This window comes from Pseudomonas fluorescens, assembly GCF_005938625.1.
GTDB lineage: Bacteria > Pseudomonadota > Gammaproteobacteria > Pseudomonadales > Pseudomonadaceae > Aquipseudomonas > Aquipseudomonas fluorescens_BD.
In genome coordinates, this window is record NZ_VCNJ01000022.1 from 52131 (window position 1) to 78121 (window position 25991).

The following is a 25991-nucleotide window of genomic DNA, read 5'->3' on the forward strand; positions in this document are numbered from 1 at the left end:
ATAGCGAAGAGTTACCTAGAAAACAAACGATCGTTCCGGAAAAGGAAGTTTCAACGTGAAGCGACTATTCTGCTTGGCCGCGATTGCGGCCGCACTGATGGGGCAAAGTTTTACTGCGCAAGCGGCAGGTGTTGAGTTTGCGGTGGGGGCCACCAGCGACTCGACCATGACGTACCGCCTGGGCATGAATTTCGACTGGGACAAGAGCTGGCTGCAGAGCGACGTCGGTCGCCTGACCGGTTACTGGAGCGGTGCTTACACCTATTGGGAAGGTGACAAGACGTCGAGCAATAACAGCTTGTCGTTCTCGCCGGTGTTTGTTTATGAGTTTGCCGGTCAGTCGGTCAAACCGTATATCGAAGCGGGGATCGGTGTGGCGGCCTTCTCTAACACCAAGTACGAATCCAACAATCTCGGCGGCTCTTTCCAGTTTGAAGACCGCTTCGGTTTTGGTCTGCGTTTCAATGGCGGGCATGAAGTCGGGATTCGTGCGACGCACTATTCCAACGCAGGTCTTGCCAGTGACAACGACGGTGTAGAAAGTTACTCGCTGCATTACACGATGCCGCTGTAAGCACGATCAAAAGATCGCAGCCTTCGGCAGCTCCTACAGGTGAAACACATTCCCATGTAGGAGCTGCCGAAGGCTGCGATCTTTTGTTTTTGAGATCAGCGGTAAGCCGTGGTGATGCCTTTGCGTTCTTCAATGCACTCCGGTGCACCCATCTCGAACTCGCGGCAAATCAGCGGACGCTTTTCGTAAATCGTGCACATCATCGTGTCGCGATCCAGCGCCGCACACCAACCGTCGTCCAGACGTAACATCACTTCACCGCCCCATTCATCAGTATCGATAAAGCGATCAGGCACGCCAGTGTCGGTGATCAGCATCACTTCGAGCTGACAGCAGCAGGCTGCGCAGGTCGAGCAGGTGACGGCAGGCTCGGTGATTTGCTGGTGGGGAATGGTTTTCATGGCGGCAGTGTAAGGCAGTCGCTGCTGTGCGTGTGAAAGGTCTGACAGACGCTCAGTGCGCCAGCCGCCGCGCCATCGCATGCAGTAGCGGAAACAGCAGCGCCCAGAGCAGGCCGATGCCGATCAGCGTCGGTAACTCGCCATAGGGAAATTGCACCCCGGCCAGTCGCCCGCCAGCGTAATACGACAACGCGCCGCCGACCGCCCCCAGCACACTCGCCAGCCACCATGGCCGGGCGCTCCAGGCCAGGCAATGACGCAACGTGGTCGCCAGCAGTGCCCAGAGCAGCATCAGCCACAGCGGAATCAGCGGCGACTGATCCTGAAACTCGAACACGCCGACACCGCGCAACAAACTGTCCACAGCGGTGCCGACAATTACCACGCTCAAAATCAAACGGCCTTCAGCCGCCCAACTGCTGATCCAGCGCAGATGAATCACCAGCACCGCCAACGCGATCAACAACCACAAACTGTTGCCGCCGAGCACGCAGGTCAGCCAGCCGAGCTGGAACAACACGGCATTGGCGACACGCTCAAGCATCGAAGCGTCCGAGCAGCGGCGCCGTCATCGCGGCCGGTTTGGCCAGCAACAATTGCGCAGTGCCGATGGTGCGTTCGAGGAAACCGCCCTCGCAGTAACACAGGTAAAACTCCCACAGACGCAGGAAGTAATCGTCGTAACCCAGCTCGCTCAAACGGCCATGGGCGCGGCGAAAGTTCTCATGCCACAGGCGCAGGGTCTTGGCGTAATGCAGGCCGAAATCTTCCATGTGCAGCAGGTTCATGTCGGTGTCGCGGCTGACCACTTCGAGCATTTTCTGCACGCAGGGCAGGGCACCGCCGGGGAATATGTAACGCTGGATAAAATCGACGCCGCGCTTGGCTTGTTCGTAGCGTTGTTCGCGAATGGTGATCGCCTGGATCAGCATCAGGCCGTTACTCTTGAGCAGGTGCGCACATTGTTTGAAGTAGGTTGGCAGGAAGCGGTGACCGACGGCTTCGATCATTTCGATCGACACCAGTTTGTCGTATTCGCCGGTCAGGTCGCGGTAGTCCTTGAGCAGCAGCGTGACCTTATCCTGCAAACCCAGTTGTTCGATGCGTTGCGCGGTAAACGCGTACTGCTCTTTCGATAGGGTCGTGGTGGTTACGCGGCAACCGTAATTTTGTGCGGCGTAGAGCGCCATGCTGCCCCAACCGGTGCCAATCTCCAGCAAATGGTCGCCGGGTTGCAGCGCGAGTTTCTGGCAGATCCGCTCCAGCTTGTTCAGCTGCGCCTGTTCGAGGCTGTCTTCTGGCGTAAGGAACTGCGCCGCCGAATACATCATGGTCGGATCGAGAAACTGCTCGAACAGATCGTTGCCGAGGTCATAGTGCGCGGCGATGTTTTTCTGCGAACCCTTGCGCGTATTGCGGTTGAGCCAGTGCAGACCTTGCACCAACGGCCGGCCGAGGCGTGCCAGGCCGCCCTCCATGGCATCGAGCACGTCCAGATTGCTGACGAACACGCGCACCACAGCGGTCAGATCAGGCGAACTCCAATAACCGTGAATAAAGGCCTCGCCGGCACCAATCGAACCGTTGCCGGCGACCATGCCCCAGACGGCCGAGTCGAGCACATTGATTTCCCCGAGCAAGGCACTGCCCGGCGTGCCGAACATCAGCCGTTCGCCATCCTCGATCACCAACAGTTGCCCGTGTTTGAGCTGCGCCAATTGGCGCAACACGCCACGACGCAGCAGCGAACCGGTCAAACCGTTGGTGCTGAACCGACTGACCGACAGACTAGAGGATTTCATGGCGGTGCTCCTTGGGAGGCACAGTGGCGGTTTGAAAACTGCCGTCGGCAGCCTGATGAGCAAAGAGCGGTGCGCGTTTGAGCAGCAGTCGCAGCGCCTGCCAATAAATCGCCAAGGCAGTTTTCGCGGTCATCCACGGAAAACGCCGCAGGTAACGGTGCAGGCTGCGACGATCAAGACTTTCGCGTTGCAGATTGAGGGTAGCGTCGAACAATTTGTGCTCGCCTTGCCAGTCGGCCATGTGCACGCCTAGGGTTTGCGCGGCGGGACTGAAACTCATACGGTATTCGAGATCGCGCGGCAAAAACGGAGAAACGTGAAAGGCCTTGGCCACGGCGAAGTGCTGATGGAAATCCTGCAGGTCGACGGGCGTACGCGCCGGCAGCACGTAGTGATAGCGCTCGCGCCACGGCGTGTTGGTGACTTCGCAGACAATCGCCGCCAGTTGTCCGTCGGCTTCATGGCAATAAAAGAAACTCACCGGGTTGAACGACAACCCCCAACTGCGCGCCTGGGTCAGCAGGCAGATCGAGCCTTGCGGTTCGTGGCCGATGGCGATGCCGACCTGCTGACGCACTGCATCGATCAGGCGCATGCCTCGGCCGGTAAAGCTCTTGAGGTAGTCCGTCTCGCGAAAGGAAAACGGCGCAAAGCGACTGCGCCCGGCCAGCGGCGACATTGCGAGCACGGCGTCCTGCTCGCTGAGGTCGAGGTAGAGCAAACCGATCCGATAACGGAATTCATGACGGCGCGGCGAGAAGCGCCGATGGCCGATCCAGCCGCTGTACAGGGCGCTGTTCATAAGGTTTCCCCGAACGCGGCGGCCACGCGCAAGGCGCTGACGACACCGTCCTCATGGAAACCGTTGGCCCAATAGGCGCCGCAATAATGCGTGTGCTGCGCGCCATCCAGTTCGCCCCAGCGGTTTTGCGCCGCCACTGCCGCGAGGCTGAATTGCGGATGGGCATAGGTGTAACGGGCAAGCACTTTGTCCGGGCCGATGCCGGCGCTCTGGTTGAGGCTGACACAGAACGTGGTGTCGCTCTGTATGCCCTGCAGAATGTTCATGTCGTAGGTGACGGCGGCGTGGGTGTGGCCGGCGCCGCTGAGCCGATAGTTCCAGCTCGCCCACGCCAGTTTTCGCGTCGGCAGCAAACGGCTGTCGGTGTGCAGCACCACTTCGTTGTCGGCGTAGGGCAGGGCGCCGAGGATCGCGCGTTCGGCTTCGCTCGGGACCGCCAGCAGTTTCAACGCTTGATCGCTGTGGCAGGCGAATACCACCTGGTCGAAATGCTCAATGCCTGCCGGGCTGTGGATAACTACGCCATGCACGTCGCGATCAACCCGGGTTACCGGGCAATTGAGACGAATCCGCTCCTTGAACGCTGCCGTCAGCGGCGCGATATAGGCGCTCGAGCCGCCTTCGATAACTTGCCATTGCGGCCGCTCACTGACCGACAACAAGCCATGGTTCTTGAAGAACCGCACAAAAAACTGCAGCGGGAAATTGAGCATCTCCGCCATTGGCATCGACCAGATCGCCGAGCCCATCGGCACGATGTAATGCAGGATGAAACGCTCGCCGTAACCGCCGGCCTTGAGGTATTCGTCGAGGGTGGTGTCGGCGGCGATGCGCAGTTCGACGAGGTCGCGCTGGGCTTCTTTGTTGAAGCGCAGAATGTCGCGCAACATGCCCCAGAACCCGGGCGAAAACAGGTTGCTACGCTGGGCGAACAGGCTGTTGAGGTTATTGCCGTTGTATTCCAGGCCGGTGTCCGGGTCGGTGACTGAGAAACTCATTTCCGTCGGCTTGAACGCGACGCCGAGCTGGCCGAGCAGGCGGATGAAATTCGGGTAGGTCCAGTCGTTGAAGACGATGAAACCGGTGTCCACAGCGTACTGACGTCCTGCGACCGTGACGTCGACCGTGTGCGTGTGGCCACCGATCCAGTCGCTGGCCTCGAACACCGTAACGTCATGGCGGCGATTGAGCAGGTAGGCGCAGGTCAGCCCGGCGATGCCGCTGCCGACGATGGCGATTTTCATGTCGGATCCGTCAGCGGTGGGGACTTGCGCACCATGCGCTTGCCGATTGCCAGTTGTACCCTGGACGGAAGTTTCGATAGCGGCCACAGCGCGGCCATGAACAGCGCCGGAAAGGCGATTTCCAATGGCCGGTCCTTGAGCTTGGCGAAGATGTGCCGCGCGGCTTTATCCACAGGCCAGCTCAAAGGCATGGGGAAATCATTCTTGGCGGTCAGCGGTGTTTCGACAAAACCCGGGCTGACCACGGTGACTTCAATGCCTTCGTCGGCCAGATCGATGCGCAATGACTCGAACAGGTAGCGCAAACCGGCCTTCGACGCGCCATAGGCTTCGGCGCGGGGCAGCGGCAGGTAGGTGACCGAACTGGCCACGCCGATCAGGTGCGGCGCGGTGCCTTTACGCAGCAGCGGCAGCGCGGCCTCGATGCAATAACTGCTGGCGAGCAGGTTGGTGCGCACCACGTGCTCGATGATCGAGGAATCGAACTGCTTGGCATCGACGTATTCGCAGGTGCCCGCGTTGAGAATTACCGAGTCCAGCGAACCCCAGTCCTCGGCGATCTGCTCACCGATTTCGCGCACTGTCTGACTGTTCGTCAGATCCCCCGGCACTACTAAAACCTGCCCTGGATAGCGTTGCGACAAGACCTTGAGCGGTGCGATCTGACGGGAACTGACCGCCAGATGCGCACCGGTTTTCAGAATTTCCTCAGCCAGGGCCGCGCCGATGCCACTGCTGGCCCCGGTCAACCAATAACGCCGTGGAGGTGTACGACTCATCCCATTCTCCTTTTCAGCCAGGCAATGACCCGGCCCAATACTGGCAAGTGTTCATACAGCAGCGCCCCGGCATCGAAGTAATCCCGGTGGCGATAAACCTTGTCACGCCAGAGCAGGTGCGAGCAGCCGCTGACGCGTATCAAACGACCACCCGCCAGGCGCGGATGGCGATAACTCATGACCCATCGCAAGTAACCTTCGCAGTCGCCGATCTGGTCGAAACCATGAAAGTCGAAACGCAGTTCGCTGACGTTGGCGTATAGCTCGCCGAAATAGTCGCGTAGTTGTGCCAGCCCCTGCACTTCGTGCAGCGGATCGGTGAAATGAATGTCATCGCTGTACAGCTCGCCCAGGCTTTGCAGGTTGTCTTTGTTCAACGCTGAAAATTGCCGGGCGAAGCGGCGCAGGAATTCACTCATCATCACCTCCTGAAGACGTACGCGAAGGCAGATTCTTGAAGGCCGCCAACGCGCGCTGACGCGAGGTGCTGAGGTTGACGATCGGCGACGGATAGTCCGCAGCGCCGAACAAGCCGCCGAGGTTGGCCGGGTTGTGCACTTCCTTTTTATTGAGGTTGGCCAGTTCCGGCAGCCAGTGCTTGATGAACAGGCCTTCGCTGTCGAATTTTTCCGACTGGCTCAGCGGGTTGAAGATGCGGAAATACGGCGCCGAATCGGTGCCCGTCGACGAACTCCATTGCCAGCCACCGTTGTTCGCCGCCAGATCGCCATCAATCAGGTGGCGCATGAAAAAGCGTTCGCCTTCGCGCCAGTCGATCAACAGGTTTTTGGTCAGGAACATCGCCACGACCATGCGCAGGCGATTGTGCATCCAGCCGGTTTCGAGCAATTGGCGCATCGCTGCGTCGATGATCGGCAGACCGGTGCGTGCCTCTTGCCACGCGGCGAGATCCTCCGGCGCATCACGCCAGGCTAACGCTTCGGTTTCCGGGCGGAAAGCGCGATGCGTTGAGACCCGTGGGTAGCCGACCAGAATGTGCTTGTAGAACTCGCGCCACAGCAGTTCATTGATCCAGGTGACGGCACCGACCTTGCCGCTTTCGAATTCGCCCTGATTACTTTGCAGGGCGGCATGCAGACACTGGCGCGGCGAAATTACGCCCGCTGCCAGATACGCCGAGAGCTGACTGGTGCCAGGTTTGGCCGGAAAATCACGTTCGCTTTGGTAGTAGTCGATCTGCACGTCGGTGAAGGTGTCGAGGCGGCGCCGGGCTTCCTGTTCACCGGCCGGCCACAGATCGCGCAAGGATTGGCTCGGTGTGGCGAAGCCTTTGACGGAGTCGGGAATCGGGTCGCTGTCGATGGCAAGTTTTGCCTGTTTTCCGGGGGCCTTGACCAACGCCGGCATCGAGCGATGCAGGCGTTCGTAACAGACTTTGCGGAACTGGCTGAACACCTTGAAGTAACTCTCGGTCTTGGTCAGAACACTGCCGGGTTTGAACAGCAACTGGTCGAGATAGCTGTGAAAGGTGATGCCCTCGGCCTTCAGTGTTTCGGCCACCGCTGCATCGCGACGGCTTTCATGGACGCCATATTCCTCATTGACGTGAACCGCCGCTATCTTCAGCTGCTGGCAGAGCTTGAGCAGTTCTGCCGGGGCCTGATCCCAATGGGTTGCAGTGCGAATCAGCAACGGGATGTGGAGTTTTCCGAGGGCTGAGCTCAACTCCCGCAGGTTACGCAACCAAAAGTCGACCTTACACGCTGCATCGTCATGCTCAAGCCATTGCTGCGGGCTCAACAGAAATACGGCGACCGTCGGGCCGCGCGCGGCGGCGGCCGCGAGGGCAGTGTTGTCATGTTGGCGCAAGTCGCTGCGCAGCCAGATCAATTGCATGTCGGAACTCACTGCGTCCATTAAATCAGCCCGCGCTGAACGAGTACCTGGTGCGCGAGCAGCGCGTCTTCAGCCAGGAACACATCGGCCATCTCGGAAGTTCTTACGGACAACTCGGCGTGGTGGATGCATACCGTTGGTCCGACCAGCATTTTTGTACAACTGACTCCATTGAGTAGCTTGGGCAACTGCGCAAGGTTCATGGCTTTGCTGGAATACAGCAGTACGCCACGGGCTTGCAGATGTTCGACCGCCAGCGCCAATTCGGCCGCCGGCAGCGGCCAGTCAAATACTTGCACCGGACAATCAGCGCTACTGATCAGCCACGCGCACAGCCACAGGTGAGGTTCCAGTGGCAGGTCGGAATGATTGATCAATAACAGCGGTGCGCCATGTAACTGACGATTGTTATGGTAGATGCGTGTGCCGAATTTGCTGCGTAACCACGAATAAAAGAACACCCGTTCCATCTGCGCGCCGAACTGGCCCTGCCAACGCTGCTCCAGTTCCGCCAGCAGCGGCATCAACAATTGCTCGCACAAGGTGCGTGGCGGGTAGAGCGCCATGGCCTGATTGACGCTGTCGTCGAGACTGCGTTCATTGAGCTGCGTGACGGCTGCAAGCAGGGTTTGGCGCAAGCGCTGCCAGTCATTTTCAACCGACTCGCTGAACGCCTGCGGTGCGTCGAGCAGCGGTTTGACCTGACTGACGGCAACACCACGGTTGAGCCAGGTAAGGATGGTCAGAATTTGCTGCACATGTTCGGCCGAATACAGCCGGTGCCCCTTGGGCGTGCGTTGCGGGACGACCAGCCCGTAGCGGCGTTCCCACGCGCGCAGGGTGATCGCGTTGACGCCGGTCTGCCGGGCGACTTCGCGGATCGGCAGCCAGCCCTCGTCGAGGGCTTTCTTAAAATCCGCGCCAAGGTCTTCCTGGGCGCTGGTATCGAGTTTGTCGTTCATTAGATTGCGTTTCGCAGGCTGAGGTTTTCCGGGTGCGGTTGCAGGTAAACCTGTTGCGCGATGTACGAATCCGGATGGAGGCGAAAGTGATGCTTGAGCAGCGTCAACGGCACCACCAGCGGCACGATGCCTTGGCGGTACTGGCCGATGACGTGTTGCATTTCCTGTTTGTCTTCGGCGCTGATTACCTGTTTCAGATAACCGCTGATGTGCAGCAGCACGTTGCAGTGCGTGCCGCGGGTGGCGCATTTTTTCAGCGCCGCCATCAGTTCGCTGAAGTAGCGCGGGCCGAGTTCGGTGGGATCGCTGTGGGCCATGTTGCCCAACAGTTTGCCCAGCGCCTTGTATTGCAGCGGGTTGTGCGCCATCAGCAAATATTTGTAGCGCGAATGGAATTCGGTGAGAGCGCGCCGGCTCAGGCCATTGGCGAGGACTTGTTGCCATTCGCTGTAGGCGAACACACGGGTGATGAAATTCTCGCGCAGCACCGGATCGTTGAGGCGCCCGGCTTCTTCCACCGGCAGATCCGGATGACGGGCGCAGAACGCCTGGGCGTAGATCCCGCGCCCGCCGCCGTTCACCGGGGCACCGTTGGCGTGGTAGACCTTGACCCGTTCCAGACCGCAGGACGGCGACTGCTGCATGAAGATGTAGCCGCAGAGGTCATCGAGTTCGGCGGCCATTTTCTCGCCGTACTCAGCCAGTGGCTGGGTGACGTTGATCGCCCGGTTCACCGTGCCGACCGCTTGTGGATGTTCGGCCTCGCCGACGAGGCGGATCGGTTCGCGAGGAATGCCCAGGCCGATTGCGACCTCCGGACACACCGGGACGAAATCGAAATGCTCGGTGAGGGTGCGGCTGCACAGTCGTGATTCCTTGTGCCCACCGTTGTAGCGCACCTCGGCACCCAGCAGACAGGCGCTGATGGCGATTTTTGGCTTGGCTACGCAAGGATCAGACATGGGCACCTCGAATCTATACCTGTACAGAGGTTGATCTCTGTACAACTTTGCTCAGCATAGATTCATGGGTGTACAAGTCAAATTATTTGTATAACTTTTTTGGTTTAACGCAGTTCATTGTGGGAGCGAGCTTGCTCGCGAATACGGTCTGTCAGTCAATGCATCTGTTGAATGTTAATCCGCATTCGCGAGCAAGCTCGCTCCCACAATGGTCGGTGGCTATTTCCAGCCCTGCAGCCATTCAGCGTTGTTTTGTAGCGTCTGCCAATCGAATCGTTCGGCACGTTTGGTCAACACCGCCTGCAACTCGACTTCCAGCACCGTGCCTTCCTCATCACGGAACAGTTCGGTCACCAGAAAGTGTTTTTCACGGTTCTGCGGGTGAGCTGCTGTCCATTTCGACAGCAGCAATTTACGCGGATTGATGCGGTTCATTGCAGGTGTTCGTGCAAGCGCTTTGCGGCTTCCTGACCGCTCAGCCAAGCGCCTTCGACACGCCCGGACAGGCACCAGTCGCCGCAGGCGTACAGGCCCAGATCGGCATCGGCCAGCGTGCCCCATTCATGACCGGTGGCGGGGCGGGCATAGAGCCAGCGATGGGCGAGGCTGAAACTCGGAGCGGGCATCGCGCTGTGCAGCAACTCGGCAAAGGCGCCGTGCAGTTGCTCGATCACCGCTTCCTTGGACAGGTCGATATGTTGCCGGCTCCACGCGCTGGTGGCATGCAGCACCCAGGTGTCGAGGGTGTTGTCGCGCCCTGGTTTACTGCGGTTGCGCGCCAGCCAGTCGAGTGGGCTGTCCTGCACAAAGCAGCCTTCGATCGGCGTATCCAGTGGTGTTTCGAAAGCGAGGGCGACGGCCCAGGTCGGGTCCATTTTCACCCCGGCGGCGGCCCCGGCAAGTTTCGGTGCAGCGGCCAGCAGGGCAGTCGCTTGTGGTGCCGGGGTGGCGATCACGACGTGGCTGAACGGCCCGTGGGTGAAGCCTTCGGCATCCTGCAAGTGCCAATGTTCTTCACCGCGATAGACCTCGGTGATCCGGCAGGCGAAATGCACTTCCAGGCCATCGAGCAAGCCACGGGTGATGGCGCTCATGCGCGGCGCGCCGACCCAACGGGTCTGCTCGTCCGGCGACAGGTTCAGTTGCCCGCCCTGATAGGTGTAGAGCTGCGGCGTCCACTCGGCGACCCAGCCCTGGCTTTGCCAGCGCTGCACTTCGGTGACGAAGCGCCGATCACGCGCGGTGAAATATTGCGCGCCCATGTCCAGCGAACCGGCGTCGCTGCGCTTGCTCGACATGCGCCCGCCGCTGCCGCGACTTTTGTCGAATAACTGGACGGTGTGCCCGCTCTCTGTCAGAGCCTGGGCGGCGGAGAGCCCGGCGATGCCGGTGCCGATGATTGCGATAGGTACAGTCATAGGGGCCTCGTTTACCTTTCTGTACAGACTACGCCGTGGATGAAACCTGTACAATTTTGTTTTTTGGTATAACTTCTAGCGTTCTCGTTCTGACAGCTTGGCCTATGGTTAAACAATAGAGCCTGCCCGATAGAAAAGATCCCTGCTTATAAAAATAGACTAGTGATCCGGGTTAAACGCCACGCGAGGAAGATGTCATGCACATATTGCTGACCGGCGGTACTGGTTTGATCGGACGTCAGCTCTGCCAACACTGGTCAGGGCAGGGCCATCGCCTCACGGTGTGGAGTCGCAAACCGGAGAAGGTCGCGAAGATCTGCGGCGCGCAGGTGCGTGGCATTGCGCGTCTGGAAGACCTCGGCGAGGAGCCTGTGGACGCGATCATCAATCTGGCTGGCGCACCAATTGCCGATCGGCCATGGACGCACCGACGCAAAGCGTTGCTGTGGAGCAGCCGCATCACGCTGACGGAAACCCTGTTGGCGTGGCTTGAAACCCGCACGCAGAGACCGGCATTGCTGATTTCCGGTTCGGCGATCGGCTGGTACGGCGATGGCGGTGAGCGCGAACTGACCGAAGATTCGCCGCCGGTGATCGACGATTTCGCCAGTCAGTTGTGTATTGCCTGGGAGGAAACCGCACAGCGTGCCGAGGCACAAGGCATCCGCGTGGTAATGGTGCGAACGGGCCTGGTGCTGTCGGCCGAGGGCGGCTTTTTGTCGCGCTTGCTGTTGCCGTTCAAGCTTGGGCTGGGCGGGCCTTTGGGCAATGGTCGGCAGTGGATGCCGTGGATTCATATCAACGATCAAATCGCCCTGATTGATTTTCTTCTGCACCGCGATCAGGCCAGTGGTCCTTATAATGCGTGCGCGCCGCAACCTGTGCGCAATCGCGAATTTGCCAAGACGCTGGGCAGCGTTTTACACCGCCCGGCGTTCATGCCGATGCCGACCCTGGCGCTGAAGGTCGGCCTCGGCGAGATGTCTTTGTTGTTGCTCGGCGGCCAGAAGGCTATGCCGGCACGCTTGCTGGAAGCGGGTTTTATTTTCCAGTTCACGGAATTACGCGCGGCCCTGGATGATCTCTCCAGCCGCCTCTGAAATAGGACGTTGCATGACCGATCACGCCTTGCTTCTGGTCAACCTGGGTTCCCCGGCCTCAACCTCAGTGGCCGATGTACGCAGCTACCTCAATCAATTCCTGATGGACCCGTACGTGATCGACCTGCCGTGGCCGGTGCGGCGTCTGCTGGTGTCGCTGATCCTGATCAAACGCCCCGAGCAATCGGCCCATGCCTATGCCTCGATCTGGTGGGACGAGGGTTCGCCGCTGGTGGTGCTCAGCCGTCGTCTGCAGCAGCAGATGACCTCGCAGTGGACTCACGGCCCGGTAGAGCTGGCGATGCGATACGGCGAACCGTCGATTGAAACCTGCTTGCTGAAGCTGGTGGCGGCGGGGCACAAGCGCATCACGCTGGCGCCGCTGTATCCACAGTTCGCCGACAGCACCACGACCACGGTGATCGAAGAAGCGAAACGGGTGATCCGGCAGAAGAAACTCGACGTGCAATTGTCGGTGCTGCAACCGTTCTACGATCAACCGGAATACCTCGATGCGTTGGTCGAAAGTGCCCGACCGCATCTGCAGCAGGATTTCGATCACCTGTTGCTAAGCTTCCACGGTTTGCCCGAGCGGCACCTGACCAAACTCGATCCGACCGGCAATCATTGCTTCAAGAGTGACGACTGCTGCAAGAATGCCTCGCCTGCTGTTTTGGCGACCTGTTATCGCGCGCAATGCCTGCGGACAGCGGCGTTGTTTGCCGAGCGCATGGGCTTGCCGGATGGCAAATGGTCGGTGTCGTTTCAGTCGCGTCTGGGCCGGGCCAAGTGGATCGAGCCGTACACCGAAGCGCGGCTGGATGAGCTGGGTAAAAGCGGCGTGAAGAAGTTGCTGGTGATGTGCCCGGCGTTTGTTGCCGATTGCATCGAAACGCTGGAAGAGATTGGTGATCGTGGTAAGGAGCAATTCCGCGAAGCGGGGGGCGAGGAATTGGTGCTGGTGCCGTGCCTGAACGATGACCGGCAATGGGCGAAGGCTTTGGCGACTCTCTGCGAACGAGCACCGCTGGCGTTGTGATGATCGTTCCCACGCTCTGCGTGGGAATGCCTCTAGGGACGCTCTGCGTCCAGTGACGCGGCGCGTCACGGGCTGCATTCCCACGCAGAGCGTGGGAACGATCAGATCTAAGGATTTAGATCAGCGGCTCATCCGCCTTCTTGTTCTTCCAGCCATCATTGCCCGGCAGAATCAGGTTCAGCGCAATCGCCACCACCGCGCACAGCGCGATGCCTTTAAGGCCGAAATCGTCCGGACCGGTACCGGTGCCGACCAGCACACCGCCAATCCCGAACACCAGCGTCACCGAAACAATCACCAGATTGCGCGCTTCGCCCAGATCGATCTTGTGACGGATCAGGGTGTTCATGCCCACCGCCGCAATCGAACCGAACAACAGGCACAGAATCCCGCCCATCACCGGCACCGGGATGCTTTGCAGCAGGGCGCCGAACTTGCCGATGAACGCCAGGCTGATGGCAAAGATCGCCGCCCAGGTCATGATTTTCGGGTTGTAGTTCTTGGTCAGCATCACCGCGCCCGTCACTTCGGCGTAGGTGGTGTTTGGGGGACCGCCGAACAGACCGGCTGCGGTGGTAGCAATGCCGTCACCGAGCAGGGTGCGATGCAGGCCCGGCTTCTTCAGATAGTCACGACCGGTCACACTACCCACAGCAATCACGCCACCGATGTGCTCAATGGCCGGCGCCAAGGCAACCGGAACGATGAACAGAATCGCCTGCCAGTTGAACTCCGGCGCAGTGAAGTGCGGAATCGCAAACCATGGCGCTGCGGCAATCTTCGCCGTGTCGACCACGCCGAAATAAAACGCCATGGCAAAACCGACCAGCACGCCGGAAATGATCGGCACCAGGCGGAAGATGCCTTTACCGAACACCGCCACGATCAACGTGGTCAGCAGCGCCGGCATCGAGATCAGCATTGCGGTCTGGTAATGGATCAGTTCAGAACCGTCGCCAGCCTTGCCCATCGCCATGTTTGCGGCAATCGGCGCCATGGCCAGGCCGATGGAAATGATCACCGGACCAATCACCACCGGCGGCAGCAGACGGTCGATGAAACCGGTGCCTTTGATCTTCACGGCCAGGCCGAGGAAGGTGTAGACGAAACCGGCCGCCATCACGCCGCCCATGGTCGCGGCGAGGCCGAACTGGCCCTTGGCGAGAATGATCGGGGTGATGAAGGCGAAGCTCGACGCCAGAAACACCGGCACCTGACGCCCGGTGACGATCTGGAACAGAATCGTCCCTAAACCCGCGGTAAACAGTGCCACGTTCGGGTCCAGGCCCGTGATCAGCGGCATCAGCACCAAAGCGCCGAAAGCCACGAACAGCATCTGGGCGCCGGACAGCACCGTACGCCAGAGCGGATCGTTGAACTCTTGCTGCATGGTTACGCGTCCTTCTGCTTGGTGCCGAAGATCTTGTCACCGGCGTCGCCAAGTCCAGGAATGATGTAACCGTGCTCGTTCAAGCGCTCATCAATGGACGCGGTGTAGATGGTCACGTCCGGGTGAGCTTTTTCCACTGCTGCAATGCCTTCCGGCGCGGCAACCAGCACCATCGCGCGGATGTCCTTGCAACCGGCTTTCTTCAGCAGGTCGATGGTCGCAACCATCGAGCTGCCAGTGGCGAGCATCGGGTCGATGATCATCGCCAACCGTTCGTCGATTTCTGGAACCAGTTTTTCCAGATAAGTGTGCGCTTGCAGGGTTTCTTCGTTGCGGGCAACGCCCACAGCGGAAACCTTGGCACCCGGGATCAGACTCAGCACGCCTTCAAGCATGCCGATACCAGCACGCAGGATTGGCACGACGGTGATCTTCTTGCCGGCGATTTTCTCGACCGACACGGTGCCGCACCAGCCTGCAATATCGTAGGACTCCAGCGGCAGATCTTTTGTAGCTTCATAGGTCAACAGGGCGCCGACTTCCTGAGCAAGCTCACGGAAGTTCTTGGTGCTGATATCGGCGCGGCGCATCAGGCCGAGTTTATGACGGATCAGCGGATGGCGGATCTCGAGGATGGGCATGGAAAAACTCCGGCGGCGGGCAAAAAAACCGGCCTAGATTAATCTATCCGAGGGTGATGTCCTATAGGACATTCTGTACGTTAGTCCATAAAGGCTTGATTCGGCCTCAATGGATGCGTACCTTTGCCCGCTTTTCCAATTCCGCCACCCCTGGAGAGCGCCATGTCCGCTGATCTCGAGCATATCCGTCAAATCATGCGAGAGGCTGACTGCCTGTACACCGAAGCTGAAGTCGAAGCGGCCATCGCCCGTGTCGGTGCACACATCAACGAACAACTGGCTGACAGCAACCCGGTGGTGTTCTGTGTGATGAACGGCGGCCTGATTTTCTCCGGCAAGCTGCTGACGCATCTGCAATTCCCGCTGGAAGCGTCCTACCTGCACGCGACCCGTTATCGCAACGAAACCAGCGGCGGCGACCTGTTCTGGAAAGCCAAACCGGAAGTCTCGTTCATCGACCGCGACGTGCTGATCATCGACGACATCCTTGATGAAGGTCACACCCTCGGCGCGATCATCGACTTCTGCAAACACGCCGGCGCGCGCAAAGTGCACACCGCCGTGCTGATCGACAAGGACCACGACCGCAAGGCGCGTCCTGACCTGAAAGCCGATTTCGTCGGCCTGCCGTGCATTGACCGCTACATCTTCGGTTATGGCATGGACTACAAAGGCTACTGGCGCAACGCCAACGGGATCTTTGCCGTTAAAGGCATGTAAGCAAGATCAAAAGATCGCAGCCTTCGGCAGCTCCTACAGGTTCGATGTAGGAGCTGCGGAACGCTGCGATCTTTTGCTTTTAATCCCATGCTAGAGTGCTCGGCCCCGCCCACCGGAGCCTGTCATGCGCCTCTTGATCCGCAGCTTTGCCGCCCTGTTGCTGGCCCTCAGCCTGCCGCTGTCTGCCGCGCCGATGCACAGCCAATTCCTGCCGCCGGACGATCTGACCGTACGCGATGCCGAGCCCGAGCAGCAGCAACTGTTGCAGGTCACCGACTATTCCGTGGTCGTGGGCGCGCAACGCCAGTCCAATCAACAACCGATTCCGGTCACATCCCCTTTGATGATCCGCCTCAAGGGCAAATCCCTGAACAAGGGCGCGACCATCACACAGGTACTGGTCAATTTCGACGGCGAAAGCAAAAGCCTGAAAAAGCCGGTTTATGACGACAAGAGCAAAACCCTGACGCTGTTTTATCCACAGGCCCAATACCGGGTGATCATCGATCTGCTGCGCAACGACACCGTGTATGTACAGTTCCTCAGTTACGCCAACGGGCATATCTGGGCCGATTTGCACACCGGGGCGGTGCGATCGCGTTGAGCCGGGCGGCCGGGCAGGGGTAAACTGCCCGCCCCGTGTAATGTCTGCGAGCTGGAGTCGGCAATGCGTAAAGATAAGAAACAAGTGATTGGTGACGAGATCGGCGATGAGCAGATCAAGCTGTTCCTCGATTTTGAGCCGGTCGACGCCACTTCGCCGTCGCTGCACAAACTGATCAAGGCTTACCGTGGCCTGCGTATCGATGACTTCGAACGCTTTCTGGGCTTCTTCGTCGAGGCCGGTTACGACGTCGATGGCAAGGACGAACAGGGCAAGACCTTTGTTGAGCTGATCGCCGATCAGCGCAACGCCCCGGAATACATTGAGCTGATCGAAAAGTCCCGCGGTTAAGATCAAAAGATCGCAGCCTGCGGCAGCTCCTACAGAGTGAACACAGAACCTTTGTAGGAGCTGCCGCAGGCTGCGATCTTTTGCTTTTCAAGGCCATAAAAAAACGCCCCGCACTCACTGAGTACGGGGCGTTTTTTATGCGGCGTGATCAAGCGTAGCTTGGTGTCTCGCTGCTTTCTTCAACCAGCTCCAGCGCGATGTTGTTCTGCGTGTTGATCTTGCGATACAGCGCAGCATCGGTTTCCAGGACCTTTTCACGGGCCGGGAAGATCTCGGCCAGTTTGCCGGCCCACTCACCCTTGGCCTTGGCCGGGAAGCACTTCTCGATCAATTCCAGCATGATCGAAACGGTCACCGACGCGCCTGGCGAAGCACCGAGCAGGGCGGCTAGGGAACCGTCCTTGGCCGACACCAGTTCGGTACCGAACTGCAGGATGCCGCCCTTTTTCGGGTCTTTCTTGATGATCTGCACCCGTTGGCCGGCCACTTCCAGGCGCCAGTCTTCGGCTTTCGCCTCCGGGTAGAAACGGCGCAGGGAATCCAGACGCTGTTCCATCGATTGCATCACTTCGCTGACCAGGTACTTGGTCAGATCCATGTTGTTTTTCGCCACGGCCAACATCGGCCCGATGTTGCCGGCGCGAACCGACAGCGGCAGGTCCATGAAGGAACCGTGCTTGAGGAATTTGGTGGTGAAACCGGCGTATGGCCCGAACAGCAGGGATTTCTTGCCGTCGACCACGCGGGTGTCGAGGTGCGGCACCGACATCGGTGGCGAACCCACAGCGGCCTGGCTGTAAACCTTGGCCTGGTGATGCTTGACCACTTCCGGGTTGTCGCAACGCAGCCACTGGCCGCTGATCGGGAAGCCGCCGAAGCCTTTGCTTTCTTCGATGCCCGAAGCCTGCAGCAACGGCAACGCCGCGCCACCTGCGCCGAGGAAGACGAATTTGGCGTCGACTTCACGGCTGCTGCCGCTGTTGACGTCCTTGATGCTGACGGTCCAGCCGCTGCCGTTACGTTTGAGGCCGGTTACGCGTTTGCAGTATTTGACTTGCGTGTCCGGAGCGCTGGTCAGGTGCTTGAGCAACTGATTGGTCAGGGCGCCGAAGTTGACGTCGGTACCGTTCATCACGCGGGTCGCGGCGAGCACTTCGTCTTGCGCGCGGCCCGGCATCATCAGTGGCATCCACTCGGCCATCTTGGCCTTGTCTTCGGTGTACTCCATGTCTGCGAAGGCGTGGTGCTTGCTCAACACGTCGAAGCGCGATTTGAGGAAAGACACGCCGCTGTCGCCCTGGACGAAACTCAGGTGTGGCACCGGGCTGATAAAGGATTTGCACGAGCCGAAGGTGCCTTGCTTGGTCAGGTACGACCAGAACTGCTTCGAGACCTCGAACTGGGTGTTGATGTGCACGGCTTTCTTGATGTCGACGGTGCCATCGGCGGCCTGCGGCGTGTAGTTCAGCTCGCAAAGGCCAGCGTGACCGGTGCCGGCGTTGTTCCATGGGTTGGAACTCTCCGCAGCACCGGAATCCATCAACTCGACGACTTCCAGCTTGATCGCGGGGTCGAGCTCTTTGAGCAGCACGGCCAGGGTGGCACTCATGATGCCCGCCCCAACCAGAACTACGTCGACTGCTTCGTTATGCGCCATTTAACGCGTCTCCAAAATCTGCAGCACCAAATTGTCGGCATGGCTGCCAGGCGTTCCGGGACAGATCAGTTATGCCCCAGCTATCCGTGGTCAGGTTCGCCATGTCCGAATCTTCGCAATTTTTCGCAACTTCGACGGATGTATGCGGCTTGGCTTCAAGAGCTCCATGAACTCATTTCAGCACGCAGCTGGCAATTCGACTTATGGTCGAGACATCCGTTTTTGTGCAACCAAATCCGTAGCGGACAGGCTTCAGGCTCCGATATTCGAGGTATACCCGGTCCTGTGTCGTTGGGCTGTTTCAGACGCTAATGGTGCATGTTCAGACGCAAAACTTTTCATTTGCTCGCCACACTCTTGTGAAGTTGTGAAAACCCGTTTTTTTCACGCTCTTTTGAAGACGTGAACCTCAAAAAAGGGCTGTCCAGGCCTGGCACCTTGCCCGAGGGCAAAAACAACGCGGTGGCCGAGCGTCATGACAGCTCTGCAGATTCGCGAAAAGCGGGGTTTTTGCCGGAAGAACAGGCAAGCGCGCCAACTTCACTCGATCTGTGTGGGCGGCTCTCTGTGGGCGATTTTGATGTCAAATGCATGCGCATTGACGCTGTTGCGGGGCCCGATCAGGAGACGTCCTTATAATCGGGGGGAGATTGTATCGAAGAAATGCGGGCAGTTGCTCGTGTTTAATGACTTTTATTAGGCATCCGGTCAGATGCTCAACATCGCTTGCACCCGTGCACGGGGCTGCGACGCTATGACGCGGGCGCTGGCGGGCAGTGGCTGGTGCAACCAGTGGAGGCGGATTTCTTCGATTTCCACCCAACCGTCGCCCATCGGCTGCAGGCTGCACTGCTTGAAAGCCTGGCAATGGCCGTTGCGATCGAGCAGGGCGAAGCTGCGGTGCAGCGGACGTGGTGCGAACAACGAGATCAGATAACGCATGGTTGAGTACCTTGTGGGGGACTGATTACAAGGTTGCCAACGCGCCGTGACGTGAGCGTGTATGGCGGGTGAATAATCTGTGACAGGAACCGCTTTCGACGGGGTTTGTCAGACATTTCAGTATTCGCTGTCGGGCGCTGGTTACCCGCAGTGGCCCACCGCTATACTGCCGGCCTGTTTGTGCCTGATTCTGGAGAGAAGAGCATGTTGCAACGCCTGTTGTTCGGTTTGATCACTGTGGCCGGTTTGACCCTGGCCGGCTGCGCCCACAGCCCGCAACAACTGAACCCGGAGCCGAAGCTGACCACTCAGCTGCCAGCGGTCGGCCGTGGTCAGCCTGTTGTTGTGCGTGTAGTAGACGGTCGTCCGTCGCCAACTTTGGGCACGCGTGGCGGTCTGTACCCGGAAACCAGCGCCATCACCGTGCAGCGCGAGCAGATCCTGCCGAAGCTGCAGGCTCAAGCTGAAGCCGCCGTGCGTCTGCTCGGTTTCACCCCGACCAACAACGCGCCGAACGCGCCGCAGTTGACCGTGACTCTGGCCGAGCTGAAGTATCAGTCGCCGAAAGAAGGCATGTACGTGACTGAAGCGACCATCGGCGCGACCTTCCGCTCCGACGTGCAAAACGCTAACCGCCGTTACAGCGGCCGTTACGGCGCGTCGCTGGACCAGCGTTTCGGCATGGCGCCGAACCAGGAAACCAATACCAAACTGGTCAGCGATGTGTTGAGCGATGCGCTGACGCGTTTGTTCAAGGATCCGACCGTGGGTCAGGTTTTGGCCGAGTAAGTTTTCGGCGGATGTGAAAAAGCCCGGGGCCAGTGATGGTTCCGGGCTTTTTTGTGGGTGTCAGGGTTGGAATTTGTGTTGGATGAACCATCGATCCCCCTCACCCCAGTCCTCTCCCCCAAGGGGAGCGAGGGAGAAGGGAGCCGATCGGTGTCGTTCTTGAGATCTAATTCACCTCGGAGTTTCAGGTCGATTTGCGTTGTTCTTGAGATCTACATTCACCTCAGACTTACAGGTCGATGTACCTCGAATAAACACCTCGGTCAGTCCCCTCTCCCTCTGGGAGAGGGCTAGGGTGAGGGTGCTTTTGCTTTTAAGCAGCCTGCGAGTAAAAGTCGAGAACGCTAACACCCGTCAGCAAATCCGTCTCCGGCAAATCCGCATGCTGATGCCCGCCCAACGCGCAATACACCAGCCAATGGCGATCCTGAACATTGAAGGCAAGGCTGCCGACGAGACTCTGTTGTTCGTCATAAGGCGTGATGAGGTACAGACGATCCTGGTTTTCAGCGTGAAGCATGTCGCGTTCCATGTGTGTTTCGAGGCGCGCAGGGTGGCCTATCCACATGACGATGCTGTGACACAGGACAGCCATCGGTCGATTGTCAGGTTATTTGTCGCAAAGACTGGGGTTGAGCCGGCAGGTTTGGTTAGAATCCGCGCCGCAGTCGCCGATCTGGCGTCTGCCATACCGGTTCAGATAGAGGTCTGTGATGTCGTTGCACTTGATGACACTGTTTACCGCCCATCCCGCCAAGTTGATCAACTTGCTGGCGTTGTTGTTGGCGTTTCCGGGCAGTTGGCTGCTGCACGCCACCCGCCGCCGTGAACAGCGCGCGATGGCCAGCATCGCCGCCCAGCGTCAGGCGCAGCCGAATGCCGAGCCGATCCTGGACTGGGCGACCTTGCGCATGAACCGGTTTTTCTATCGTTTTGGTTTTGCCTGCCTGGGCCTGGCCCTGATCGTCTCCTGGATCAGCACCCGCTTCTGAAAGCAAAAGATCGCAGCCTGCGGCAGCTCCTACAGGGTCTACATCATTCCCGTGTAGGAGCTGCCGCAGGCTGCGATCTTTTGATCTTGCCGTTGTTTTACAGCGGCAACCCAGCCTTGACCCGGTACTGATTGCGCACCGGCGTCGCATATTGCAGCACCAGATACGGACGATGCTCCTCAGGGCACGCATCCAACCGCTCCTGCCATTCTTCCTGCGCCTTGGCCAGTTCATCCGCCGGGAACACCTCGGCAGCCTTCGGCACATTCAACTGCGGATCGGCATCAGCCCACTGCGCATACGCCAGGTAATGCACCGGGAATAACCGGTAGCCACCGAGGATCTGCTTGTCCATTTCGACCGCCAATTGCTTGGTGTCTTCGAACAACTCAGTGATCGGCGCGGCAAAGTTCACGTGCACTCGGCCCTTGTAGCCAGTGATGCCCTTGGCGATGCTCACATCGTCCTCGCCCGGCGCTTTCGCGTAGGTGCCGGTGGTGGCACGGATGTACAACTCGCGGGCCTTGGCCTGGTCGCACGGGTCGTATTCGTAGCTGATCGACACCGGGGTGACATTCAGCGAGCGAATGACCTCGCCGAATGGCTCGTCCTTGCGGCTCATATGGAACATCTTGAGGATCGCCGACTCGGTGCGGTCGTCGCCGTCCTTCGCCCGACCTTCGGCCTGAGCGATCCAGATCGAGGCGCAATCGTTGCGGATCGAGTGGTTGATGTACGCCGACAACAGCTGATACGCGGCCATTTTCTCGCGACGGCCGGTGATCGAGCGATGGACGATAAAACTCTTGTTCAGACGCATCAGATCGCTGACAAACGGCTTCTGCAGCAGATTGTCACCAATCGCAATGCGCGGCGTCGGCAGGCCGGCGTGGTACACGGCGTAGTTGACGAAGGCCGGGTCCATCACGATGTCGCGGTGGTTGGCGATGAACAGATAGGCGCTGCCGGACTTGAATTGCTCGACACCGGTGTAGGTCACGCCGTCGGTGGCGCGCTCGATGGTGTGGTCGACGTAGGACTCGACCTTGTCCTGCAACGTCGCCACCGACGTCACGTCGGCGAACTCACGACGCAGCCGATGGGCTATAAGTGGTTTGAGCATCCAGCCGAAGGCACCGGCAAAACGCGGGAAGCGGAAGTGGGTGAGGATATCTAGAAACGCCTTGTCGCCGAGCAGTCTTGCCAGTACCACAGGTACTTCGCTGTCGTCGTAAGGTCGGATGGCATCGAATTCGCCCATCATGCTCTCTTGTTGGAAACGGCTAGGGTAAGTAAAGGTTTTGATCGAAAACCCGCGGGGCACGGTCTGAAAAGGTAGCCAGACAAAAATAGCCCTGCAAATAGACCGGCGATTATACGCACAAGTCACTTGGGAGACCGCGATGCTGGAGAGCGCACTGTACGAATGTCCGTATTGTGGTGAGCAAGTCGAAACGACGGTAGATCTGTCCGGTGGCGATCAGACCTACATCGAAGACTGTCAGGTGTGTTGCCGGCCAATCACGTTCGTCTTGCAGGTCCATGGCGAGGATTGGTTTCTGGAAGTCTTCAGCGAAAACGAGTGAGGCGCGCCCATGCAGCGAATCTACGAGCCGGAAAACCTGATGGAAGGCGAAATGCTCAAGGGCATGCTCGCCAGCGAAGGCATCGAGGCGCACTTGATTGGCCGTGATTTGCTCGGCGGCACCGGTGAGCTGCCGATCTTCGGTTTGCTCGGGCTGTCGGTCGATAACGATCAAGCCGAATACGCCCGCGAGCTGATCACTGCGTACAATGCCGCGCTGCCGCTGCCCGGCGATGAACCGGAAAGCTTCCCCGGAACGCTGGTCTGTTAGGCTGACGATCGTTTTATTTAGAGTCTTGTTGCCCCATGTGTGGACGTTATGCCCTGTTTCGCTGGAACCGCGATTTCGCGGCCCTGCCAGGTTTTCCCGCCGATCAGCAGGCGCAGTGGAACATTTCCCCCAATGATTCGGTGTTGATGCTGCGTGCCGGTGAAACCGGTGAGCGCACGTTGGCGCGCGCCCGTTGGGGGCTGACGCCGCCGTGGCTGACCGATTTGTCGAAGACGCCGGCGCATGCCCGGGCGGAAACCGTGGCTGAGCAACCGATGTTTCGTGAGGCACTGCGCCAGCGTCGCTGCCTGCTGCCGGCGAATGGTTTCTACGAATGGCGCGGAACGCAGCGCAAGCGGCCGTACTGGCTGACGCCGGGGGAGGGCGCTTCGCTGTTTTTTGCTGCGATATGGGAGGCGTATCCGGTGCAGGAGCAGGTCTGGCTGAGCACGGCGGTGATTACTCAGCCGGCGTCGAGTCAGCGGCGGCCGTTGATTCTCGATGAGGCGGGGCAGGCGGCGTGGCTCGATCCCGAGACGCCGCTGCATGTGTTGCAGGGGTTGCTGGCCAGTGAACCTGCGGCGCTGCGTGAGCGGGTGTTGGCGAACCTGATCAATGATCCGAAACTCAATGGGCCTGAGTGCCTGACCCCGGGTTAAAGCCTGTAGATCAAAAGCCCCTCACCCTAACCCTCTCCCAGAGGGAGAGGGGACTGACCGAGTTGTCTACCGTCATGCATCGACCTGAAAAATCGTGGCGATTATGGATTCGGTGAAAAGCGTTCAAGTCGGTGTACTTCGTCAATATCCCCCAATCAGTCCCCTCTCCCTCTGGGAGAGGGTTAGGGTGAGGGGGCTTTTCGCTTTTCAGACCTTGAACTGATTGATCAACCGCCGCTGCTGCTCTGCCAGCTTGGTTAAATCAGCACTCGCCGAACTCGACTCATCCGCACCGCCCGCGACTTCATTGGCCACTTGCCCAATGTTGATCACATTGCGATTGATGTCATCGGCCACCGCGCTCTGTTCTTCCGCCGCACTGGCAATCTGCGTGTTCATGTCGTTGATCACCGACACCGCCTGCGTGATCGTCTCCAGCGCCTCCGCCGCTTTAGCCGCGTGTTGCACGCTTTCGTCGGTGCGGTTCTGGCTGTCCTCCATGACCCGCACGACATCGCGGGTGCCCTGTTGCAGGTGCTGGATCATGCTCTGGATTTCTTCGGTGGCTTTCTGGGTTTTCTGCGCCAGATTGCGCACCTCGTCGGCCACTACGGCAAAGCCGCGACCTTGTTCACCGGCACGCGCCGCTTCAATCGCCGCGTTCAGCGCCAGCAGATTGGTCTGCTCGGCGATCCCGCGAATCGCTGTGAGAATCGCGTTGATGTTTTCGCTGTCCTTGGCCAGCGTTTGCACTACGCCTACCGCCTTGCCGATTTCCACGGCCAGTACGCCAATCGAATCGGACGTGTCGCGGACGATCTGCATGCCCTGGCTGGCGGCCTGATCGGCATGACTGGCCGCTTGCGCAGCCTGCGTCGCGTTGCGCGCCACGTCCTGCGCGGTGGCGGTCATTTCCTGCACCGCCGTGGCGACCTGATCGATCTCGGCCATTTGTTTCTGGATACCGATGTTGGTGCGAATCGCAATGTCGGCAGTGTGCTCCGAAGAATCGCTGACGCTCTGCACCGATGTCACCACTTGGGTGATCATCGCCTGCAATTTGGCGAGGAAGGTGTTGAAACCCTTGGCGATCGAACCGAGTTCATCACTGCGGTCACTGCTCAAGCGGCGGGTCAGGTCACCTTCACCCTGAGCAATGTCATTGAGCATCGCGACCATCTGTTTCAGCGGTCTGGCGATGCCGTGGCCAACCAGCCAGATCACCAGCAAGCCGAGGCCGGCAATGAGCAGACCGACCATGGCCATGCCGAAGGTGTCGGATTTACGCTGGGTATCCAGATCGCCCTGCAGCTTTTGCAGATCCGCCATTACCGCGTTCAAAGGCAATTGCAGCATCAATGTCCAGCGCGCGTCGGTCTGGCCGATGCCGAACGGCAGGTACAACTCGATGCGGCCCTTGTCCTTGTTGACGGAGTAAGTCACTTCACCGCGCTTGAGATTGGCCATGTTGGCCGTCTGTTCGGCGTCGAGAATGTCGCTGACTTTTTCGCCGAATTTGCTCACATCCTTGGTGTAGGCAACGATTCGCCCGTTGCCGCCGATCAGGGCCATTTGCCCGGCACCGCTGTAGAGCTTCTGGTTGGCAGCGAGGAGCATTTCCTGAATGAAGTTCACCGACAGATCGGCGCCGACGATGCCCTGGAAGGCGCCGTTGAGCATGATCGGTTCAATAAAGGAGGCGAGCATGACGATCTTGTCGCCGACCTTGTACGGCGCCGGATCAATCACGCAGGATTTTTTGCTTTCTTTCGAGCACAGGTAGTACTCGCTGGCGCGTACGCCGGTGGACAAAGTCTTCTGGTCGTCAACATCGACCAGTTTGTCGAGGCCGAGGCTACCGTCGTCGTTGCGGAACCACCACGGCAGAAAACGGCCGTTAGCCGCGTCGATGCCAGCCACGCTGGTGCCGACGTAGGCCGCGTCATTGTGGTCAAGAGCATTTTTTTCCCAGCCGATGTAGGTGCCGAGAATTTTCGGGTTCTTTTCGACGTTCTCTTTGATCAGGCTGATCAGTTGCTCGCGACTGGCAGTGAGGCGCGGCTGGCCATCGGCGCCCGGTGTGCCGAGCAGGGCGTTGACCCGCACCAGTCCGCCGGCAATCAGCAGCGGTGCTTCGAGTTCGCGCTGGATCTGGCTGACCTGGGTTTGTGCCAGCGAAGTCAGGCGCTGCTCGATGACCTGCTCGAACTGGGCCTGTGTGCGCTGTTGCACCATTTCTTGCGTGCGCGCACCGGAGAACAGCGCATACAGCACCAGCGCGGCCACCACGCTAAGCACGATGGCACCGGCCAGGGCGGCAACGGAAAACTGGATCGACTTGAACTTCATGGGAGCTCCGCACGCAAGAGGACGTCTGCGCTGATGTATCGGCAGCCGGCATGGGGCCATGAGTGCGAGCAGGTGCAATTGAAAGCCGATGTCGCAAATGG

Annotated in this window: 30 protein-coding genes and 1 pseudogene; 11 read left to right on the forward strand and 20 right to left on the reverse strand. The window is 59.3% G+C overall.

Annotated elements, in window-relative coordinates:
* Positions 1-55 precede the first annotated feature (55 nt).
* The gene (locus FGA82_RS14115) at positions 56-574 is read left to right on the forward strand and encodes an acyloxyacyl hydrolase (protein WP_141127540.1); all 519 of its coding nucleotides are present in this window, start codon (positions 56-58) and stop codon (positions 572-574) included.
* A 95-nt stretch (positions 575-669) separates the two neighbouring features.
* On the opposite strand, the gene FGA82_RS14120 is transcribed toward FGA82_RS14115, so the two are convergent.
* The 12 genes from FGA82_RS14120 to FGA82_RS14175 form a co-directional block, all read right to left on the reverse strand.
* The gene (locus FGA82_RS14120) at positions 670-975 is read right to left on the reverse strand and encodes a YkgJ family cysteine cluster protein (RefSeq protein WP_077574517.1); all 306 of its coding nucleotides are present in this window, start codon (positions 973-975) and stop codon (positions 670-672) included.
* 52 nt (positions 976-1027) lie between these two features.
* Positions 1028-1519, reverse strand: a complete 492-nt coding sequence (locus FGA82_RS14125; protein WP_141127541.1) for a DUF2878 domain-containing protein — start codon at positions 1517-1519, stop codon at positions 1028-1030.
* Positions 1512-2777 (reverse strand): SAM-dependent methyltransferase, encoded by a 1266-nt coding sequence (locus FGA82_RS14130; RefSeq protein ID WP_141127542.1) that lies wholly within the window; start codon positions 2775-2777, stop codon positions 1512-1514. Before FGA82_RS14130 ends, FGA82_RS14125 begins: the two co-directional genes overlap by 8 nt.
* Positions 2764-3579, reverse strand: coding sequence for a DUF1365 domain-containing protein (locus FGA82_RS14135; protein ID WP_141127543.1), 816 nt, complete (start codon positions 3577-3579; stop codon positions 2764-2766). Before FGA82_RS14135 ends, FGA82_RS14130 begins: the two co-directional genes overlap by 14 nt.
* Positions 3576-4823 carry an NAD(P)/FAD-dependent oxidoreductase gene (locus FGA82_RS14140; protein WP_141127544.1) on the reverse strand — a complete coding sequence of 416 codons (1248 nt, stop codon included), beginning with the start codon at positions 4821-4823 and terminating at the stop codon, positions 3576-3578. The genes FGA82_RS14135 and FGA82_RS14140 overlap by 4 nt, the downstream gene beginning before the upstream one ends.
* Positions 4820-5602: an SDR family NAD(P)-dependent oxidoreductase gene (locus FGA82_RS14145; protein ID WP_141127545.1), complete on the reverse strand. Its 783-nt coding sequence runs from the start codon at positions 5600-5602 to the stop codon at positions 4820-4822. The genes FGA82_RS14140 and FGA82_RS14145 overlap by 4 nt, the downstream gene beginning before the upstream one ends.
* The gene (locus tag FGA82_RS14150) at positions 5599-6021 is read right to left on the reverse strand and encodes a nuclear transport factor 2 family protein (protein ID WP_122599142.1); all 423 of its coding nucleotides are present in this window, start codon (positions 6019-6021) and stop codon (positions 5599-5601) included. Before FGA82_RS14150 ends, FGA82_RS14145 begins: the two co-directional genes overlap by 4 nt.
* The gene (gene phrB / locus FGA82_RS14155; RefSeq protein ID WP_171057285.1) at positions 6014-7459 is read right to left on the reverse strand and encodes a deoxyribodipyrimidine photo-lyase; all 1446 of its coding nucleotides are present in this window, start codon (positions 7457-7459) and stop codon (positions 6014-6016) included. Before phrB ends, FGA82_RS14150 begins: the two co-directional genes overlap by 8 nt.
* A 20-nt stretch (positions 7460-7479) precedes the next feature.
* On the reverse strand, positions 7480-8421 hold the full coding sequence (locus FGA82_RS14160) for a MerR family transcriptional regulator (RefSeq protein WP_141127547.1): 942 nt from the start codon (positions 8419-8421) through the stop codon (positions 7480-7482).
* On the reverse strand, positions 8421-9383 hold the full coding sequence (locus FGA82_RS14165; RefSeq protein WP_141127548.1) for a YbgA family protein: 963 nt from the start codon (positions 9381-9383) through the stop codon (positions 8421-8423). Before FGA82_RS14165 ends, FGA82_RS14160 begins: the two co-directional genes overlap by 1 nt.
* Positions 9384-9602: 219 nt before the next feature.
* Positions 9603-9818 (reverse strand): TIGR02450 family Trp-rich protein, encoded by a 216-nt coding sequence (locus FGA82_RS14170; protein WP_122599138.1) that lies wholly within the window; start codon positions 9816-9818, stop codon positions 9603-9605.
* Positions 9815-10801: an NAD(P)/FAD-dependent oxidoreductase gene (locus FGA82_RS14175; RefSeq protein WP_141127549.1), complete on the reverse strand. Its 987-nt coding sequence runs from the start codon at positions 10799-10801 to the stop codon at positions 9815-9817. The genes FGA82_RS14170 and FGA82_RS14175 overlap by 4 nt, the downstream gene beginning before the upstream one ends.
* Positions 10802-10998: 197 nt before the next feature.
* Here FGA82_RS14175 and FGA82_RS14180 point away from each other — a divergent pair, with 197 nt between their 5' ends.
* Both FGA82_RS14180 and hemH read left to right on the forward strand, forming a co-directional pair.
* Positions 10999-11901 (forward strand): TIGR01777 family oxidoreductase, encoded by a 903-nt coding sequence (locus tag FGA82_RS14180; protein ID WP_141127550.1) that lies wholly within the window; start codon positions 10999-11001, stop codon positions 11899-11901.
* 13 nt (positions 11902-11914) lie between these two features.
* The gene (hemH, locus tag FGA82_RS14185) at positions 11915-12940 is read left to right on the forward strand and encodes a ferrochelatase (protein WP_141127551.1); all 1026 of its coding nucleotides are present in this window, start codon (positions 11915-11917) and stop codon (positions 12938-12940) included.
* Positions 12941-13055: 115 nt separating this feature from the next.
* Here hemH and FGA82_RS14190 read toward each other — a convergent pair whose 3' ends face one another.
* Entirely contained in the window at positions 13056-14330 is a 1275-nt protein-coding gene (locus FGA82_RS14190) for a uracil-xanthine permease family protein (RefSeq protein WP_077574503.1), read from the reverse strand.
* A gap of 2 nt (positions 14331-14332) precedes the next feature.
* Positions 14333-14971, reverse strand: coding sequence for a uracil phosphoribosyltransferase (gene upp / locus FGA82_RS14195; RefSeq protein WP_007912842.1), 639 nt, complete (start codon positions 14969-14971; stop codon positions 14333-14335).
* Positions 14972-15133: 162 nt separating this feature from the next.
* Here upp and FGA82_RS14200 point away from each other — a divergent pair, with 162 nt between their 5' ends.
* From FGA82_RS14200 to FGA82_RS14210, 3 genes are all read left to right on the forward strand, one after another.
* Positions 15134-15691, forward strand: coding sequence for a hypoxanthine-guanine phosphoribosyltransferase (locus tag FGA82_RS14200; RefSeq protein WP_141127552.1), 558 nt, complete (start codon positions 15134-15136; stop codon positions 15689-15691).
* A gap of 124 nt (positions 15692-15815) precedes the next feature.
* Positions 15816-16295 (forward strand): hypothetical protein, encoded by a 480-nt coding sequence (locus FGA82_RS14205; RefSeq protein ID WP_141127553.1) that lies wholly within the window; start codon positions 15816-15818, stop codon positions 16293-16295.
* A gap of 63 nt (positions 16296-16358) precedes the next feature.
* Entirely contained in the window at positions 16359-16646 is a 288-nt protein-coding gene (locus tag FGA82_RS14210) for a PA4642 family protein (RefSeq protein ID WP_141127554.1), read from the forward strand.
* 148 nt (positions 16647-16794) lie between these two features.
* Here the strand turns inward: FGA82_RS14210 and mqo are convergent, their stop codons facing one another.
* Together mqo and FGA82_RS14220 are read right to left on the reverse strand one after the other, a co-directional pair.
* On the reverse strand, positions 16795-18303 hold the full coding sequence (gene mqo / locus FGA82_RS14215) for a malate dehydrogenase (quinone) (RefSeq protein WP_141127555.1): 1509 nt from the start codon (positions 18301-18303) through the stop codon (positions 16795-16797).
* Between the two features lie 708 nt (positions 18304-19011).
* Entirely contained in the window at positions 19012-19245 is a 234-nt protein-coding gene (locus FGA82_RS14220; protein WP_116031505.1) for a hypothetical protein, read from the reverse strand.
* A gap of 204 nt (positions 19246-19449) precedes the next feature.
* Here FGA82_RS14220 and FGA82_RS14225 point away from each other — a divergent pair, with 204 nt between their 5' ends.
* Positions 19450-20034 (forward strand): YajG family lipoprotein, encoded by a 585-nt coding sequence (locus tag FGA82_RS14225; protein ID WP_008086137.1) that lies wholly within the window; start codon positions 19450-19452, stop codon positions 20032-20034.
* A 313-nt stretch (positions 20035-20347) separates the two neighbouring features.
* Here the strand turns inward: FGA82_RS14225 and FGA82_RS14230 are convergent, their stop codons facing one another.
* Positions 20348-20554 carry a hypothetical protein gene (locus FGA82_RS14230; RefSeq protein WP_008083982.1) on the reverse strand — a complete coding sequence of 69 codons (207 nt, stop codon included), beginning with the start codon at positions 20552-20554 and terminating at the stop codon, positions 20348-20350.
* Positions 20555-20747: 193 nt separating this feature from the next.
* Between FGA82_RS14230 and FGA82_RS14235 the strand changes: the two genes are divergently transcribed.
* Complete coding sequence (locus FGA82_RS14235) at positions 20748-21026, forward strand: hypothetical protein (RefSeq protein ID WP_016985168.1); 279 nt, start codon at positions 20748-20750, stop codon at positions 21024-21026.
* A 97-nt stretch (positions 21027-21123) separates the two neighbouring features.
* Here FGA82_RS14235 and FGA82_RS14240 read toward each other — a convergent pair whose 3' ends face one another.
* Positions 21124-22287, reverse strand: coding sequence for a 1-acyl-sn-glycerol-3-phosphate acyltransferase (locus FGA82_RS14240; protein ID WP_171057286.1), 1164 nt, complete (start codon positions 22285-22287; stop codon positions 21124-21126).
* Positions 22288-22429: 142 nt separating this feature from the next.
* Here FGA82_RS14240 and FGA82_RS14245 point away from each other — a divergent pair, with 142 nt between their 5' ends.
* Genes FGA82_RS14245 through FGA82_RS14255 form a run of 3 tightly spaced genes read left to right on the forward strand, consistent with a single transcriptional unit; the run spans position 22430 to position 23541 of the window.
* Positions 22430-22612 (forward strand): CPXCG motif-containing cysteine-rich protein, encoded by a 183-nt coding sequence (locus FGA82_RS14245; protein WP_053123703.1) that lies wholly within the window; start codon positions 22430-22432, stop codon positions 22610-22612.
* Positions 22613-22621: 9 nt separating this feature from the next.
* Complete coding sequence (locus tag FGA82_RS14250) at positions 22622-22882, forward strand: putative signal transducing protein (RefSeq protein ID WP_007912819.1); 261 nt, start codon at positions 22622-22624, stop codon at positions 22880-22882.
* Positions 22883-22917: 35 nt separating this feature from the next.
* Complete coding sequence (locus FGA82_RS14255; RefSeq protein WP_141127557.1) at positions 22918-23541, forward strand: SOS response-associated peptidase; 624 nt, start codon at positions 22918-22920, stop codon at positions 23539-23541.
* Between the two features lie 207 nt (positions 23542-23748).
* Here FGA82_RS14255 and FGA82_RS32895 read toward each other — a convergent pair whose 3' ends face one another.
* Both FGA82_RS32895 and FGA82_RS32900 read right to left on the reverse strand, forming a co-directional pair.
* Complete coding sequence (locus FGA82_RS32895) at positions 23749-24591, reverse strand: methyl-accepting chemotaxis protein (protein ID WP_432767149.1); 843 nt, start codon at positions 24589-24591, stop codon at positions 23749-23751.
* A 12-nt stretch (positions 24592-24603) separates the two neighbouring features.
* Positions 24604-25950: pseudogene (locus FGA82_RS32900) on the reverse strand (HAMP domain-containing protein); the annotation flags it as partial.
* Positions 25951-25991: the final 41 nt, after the last annotated feature.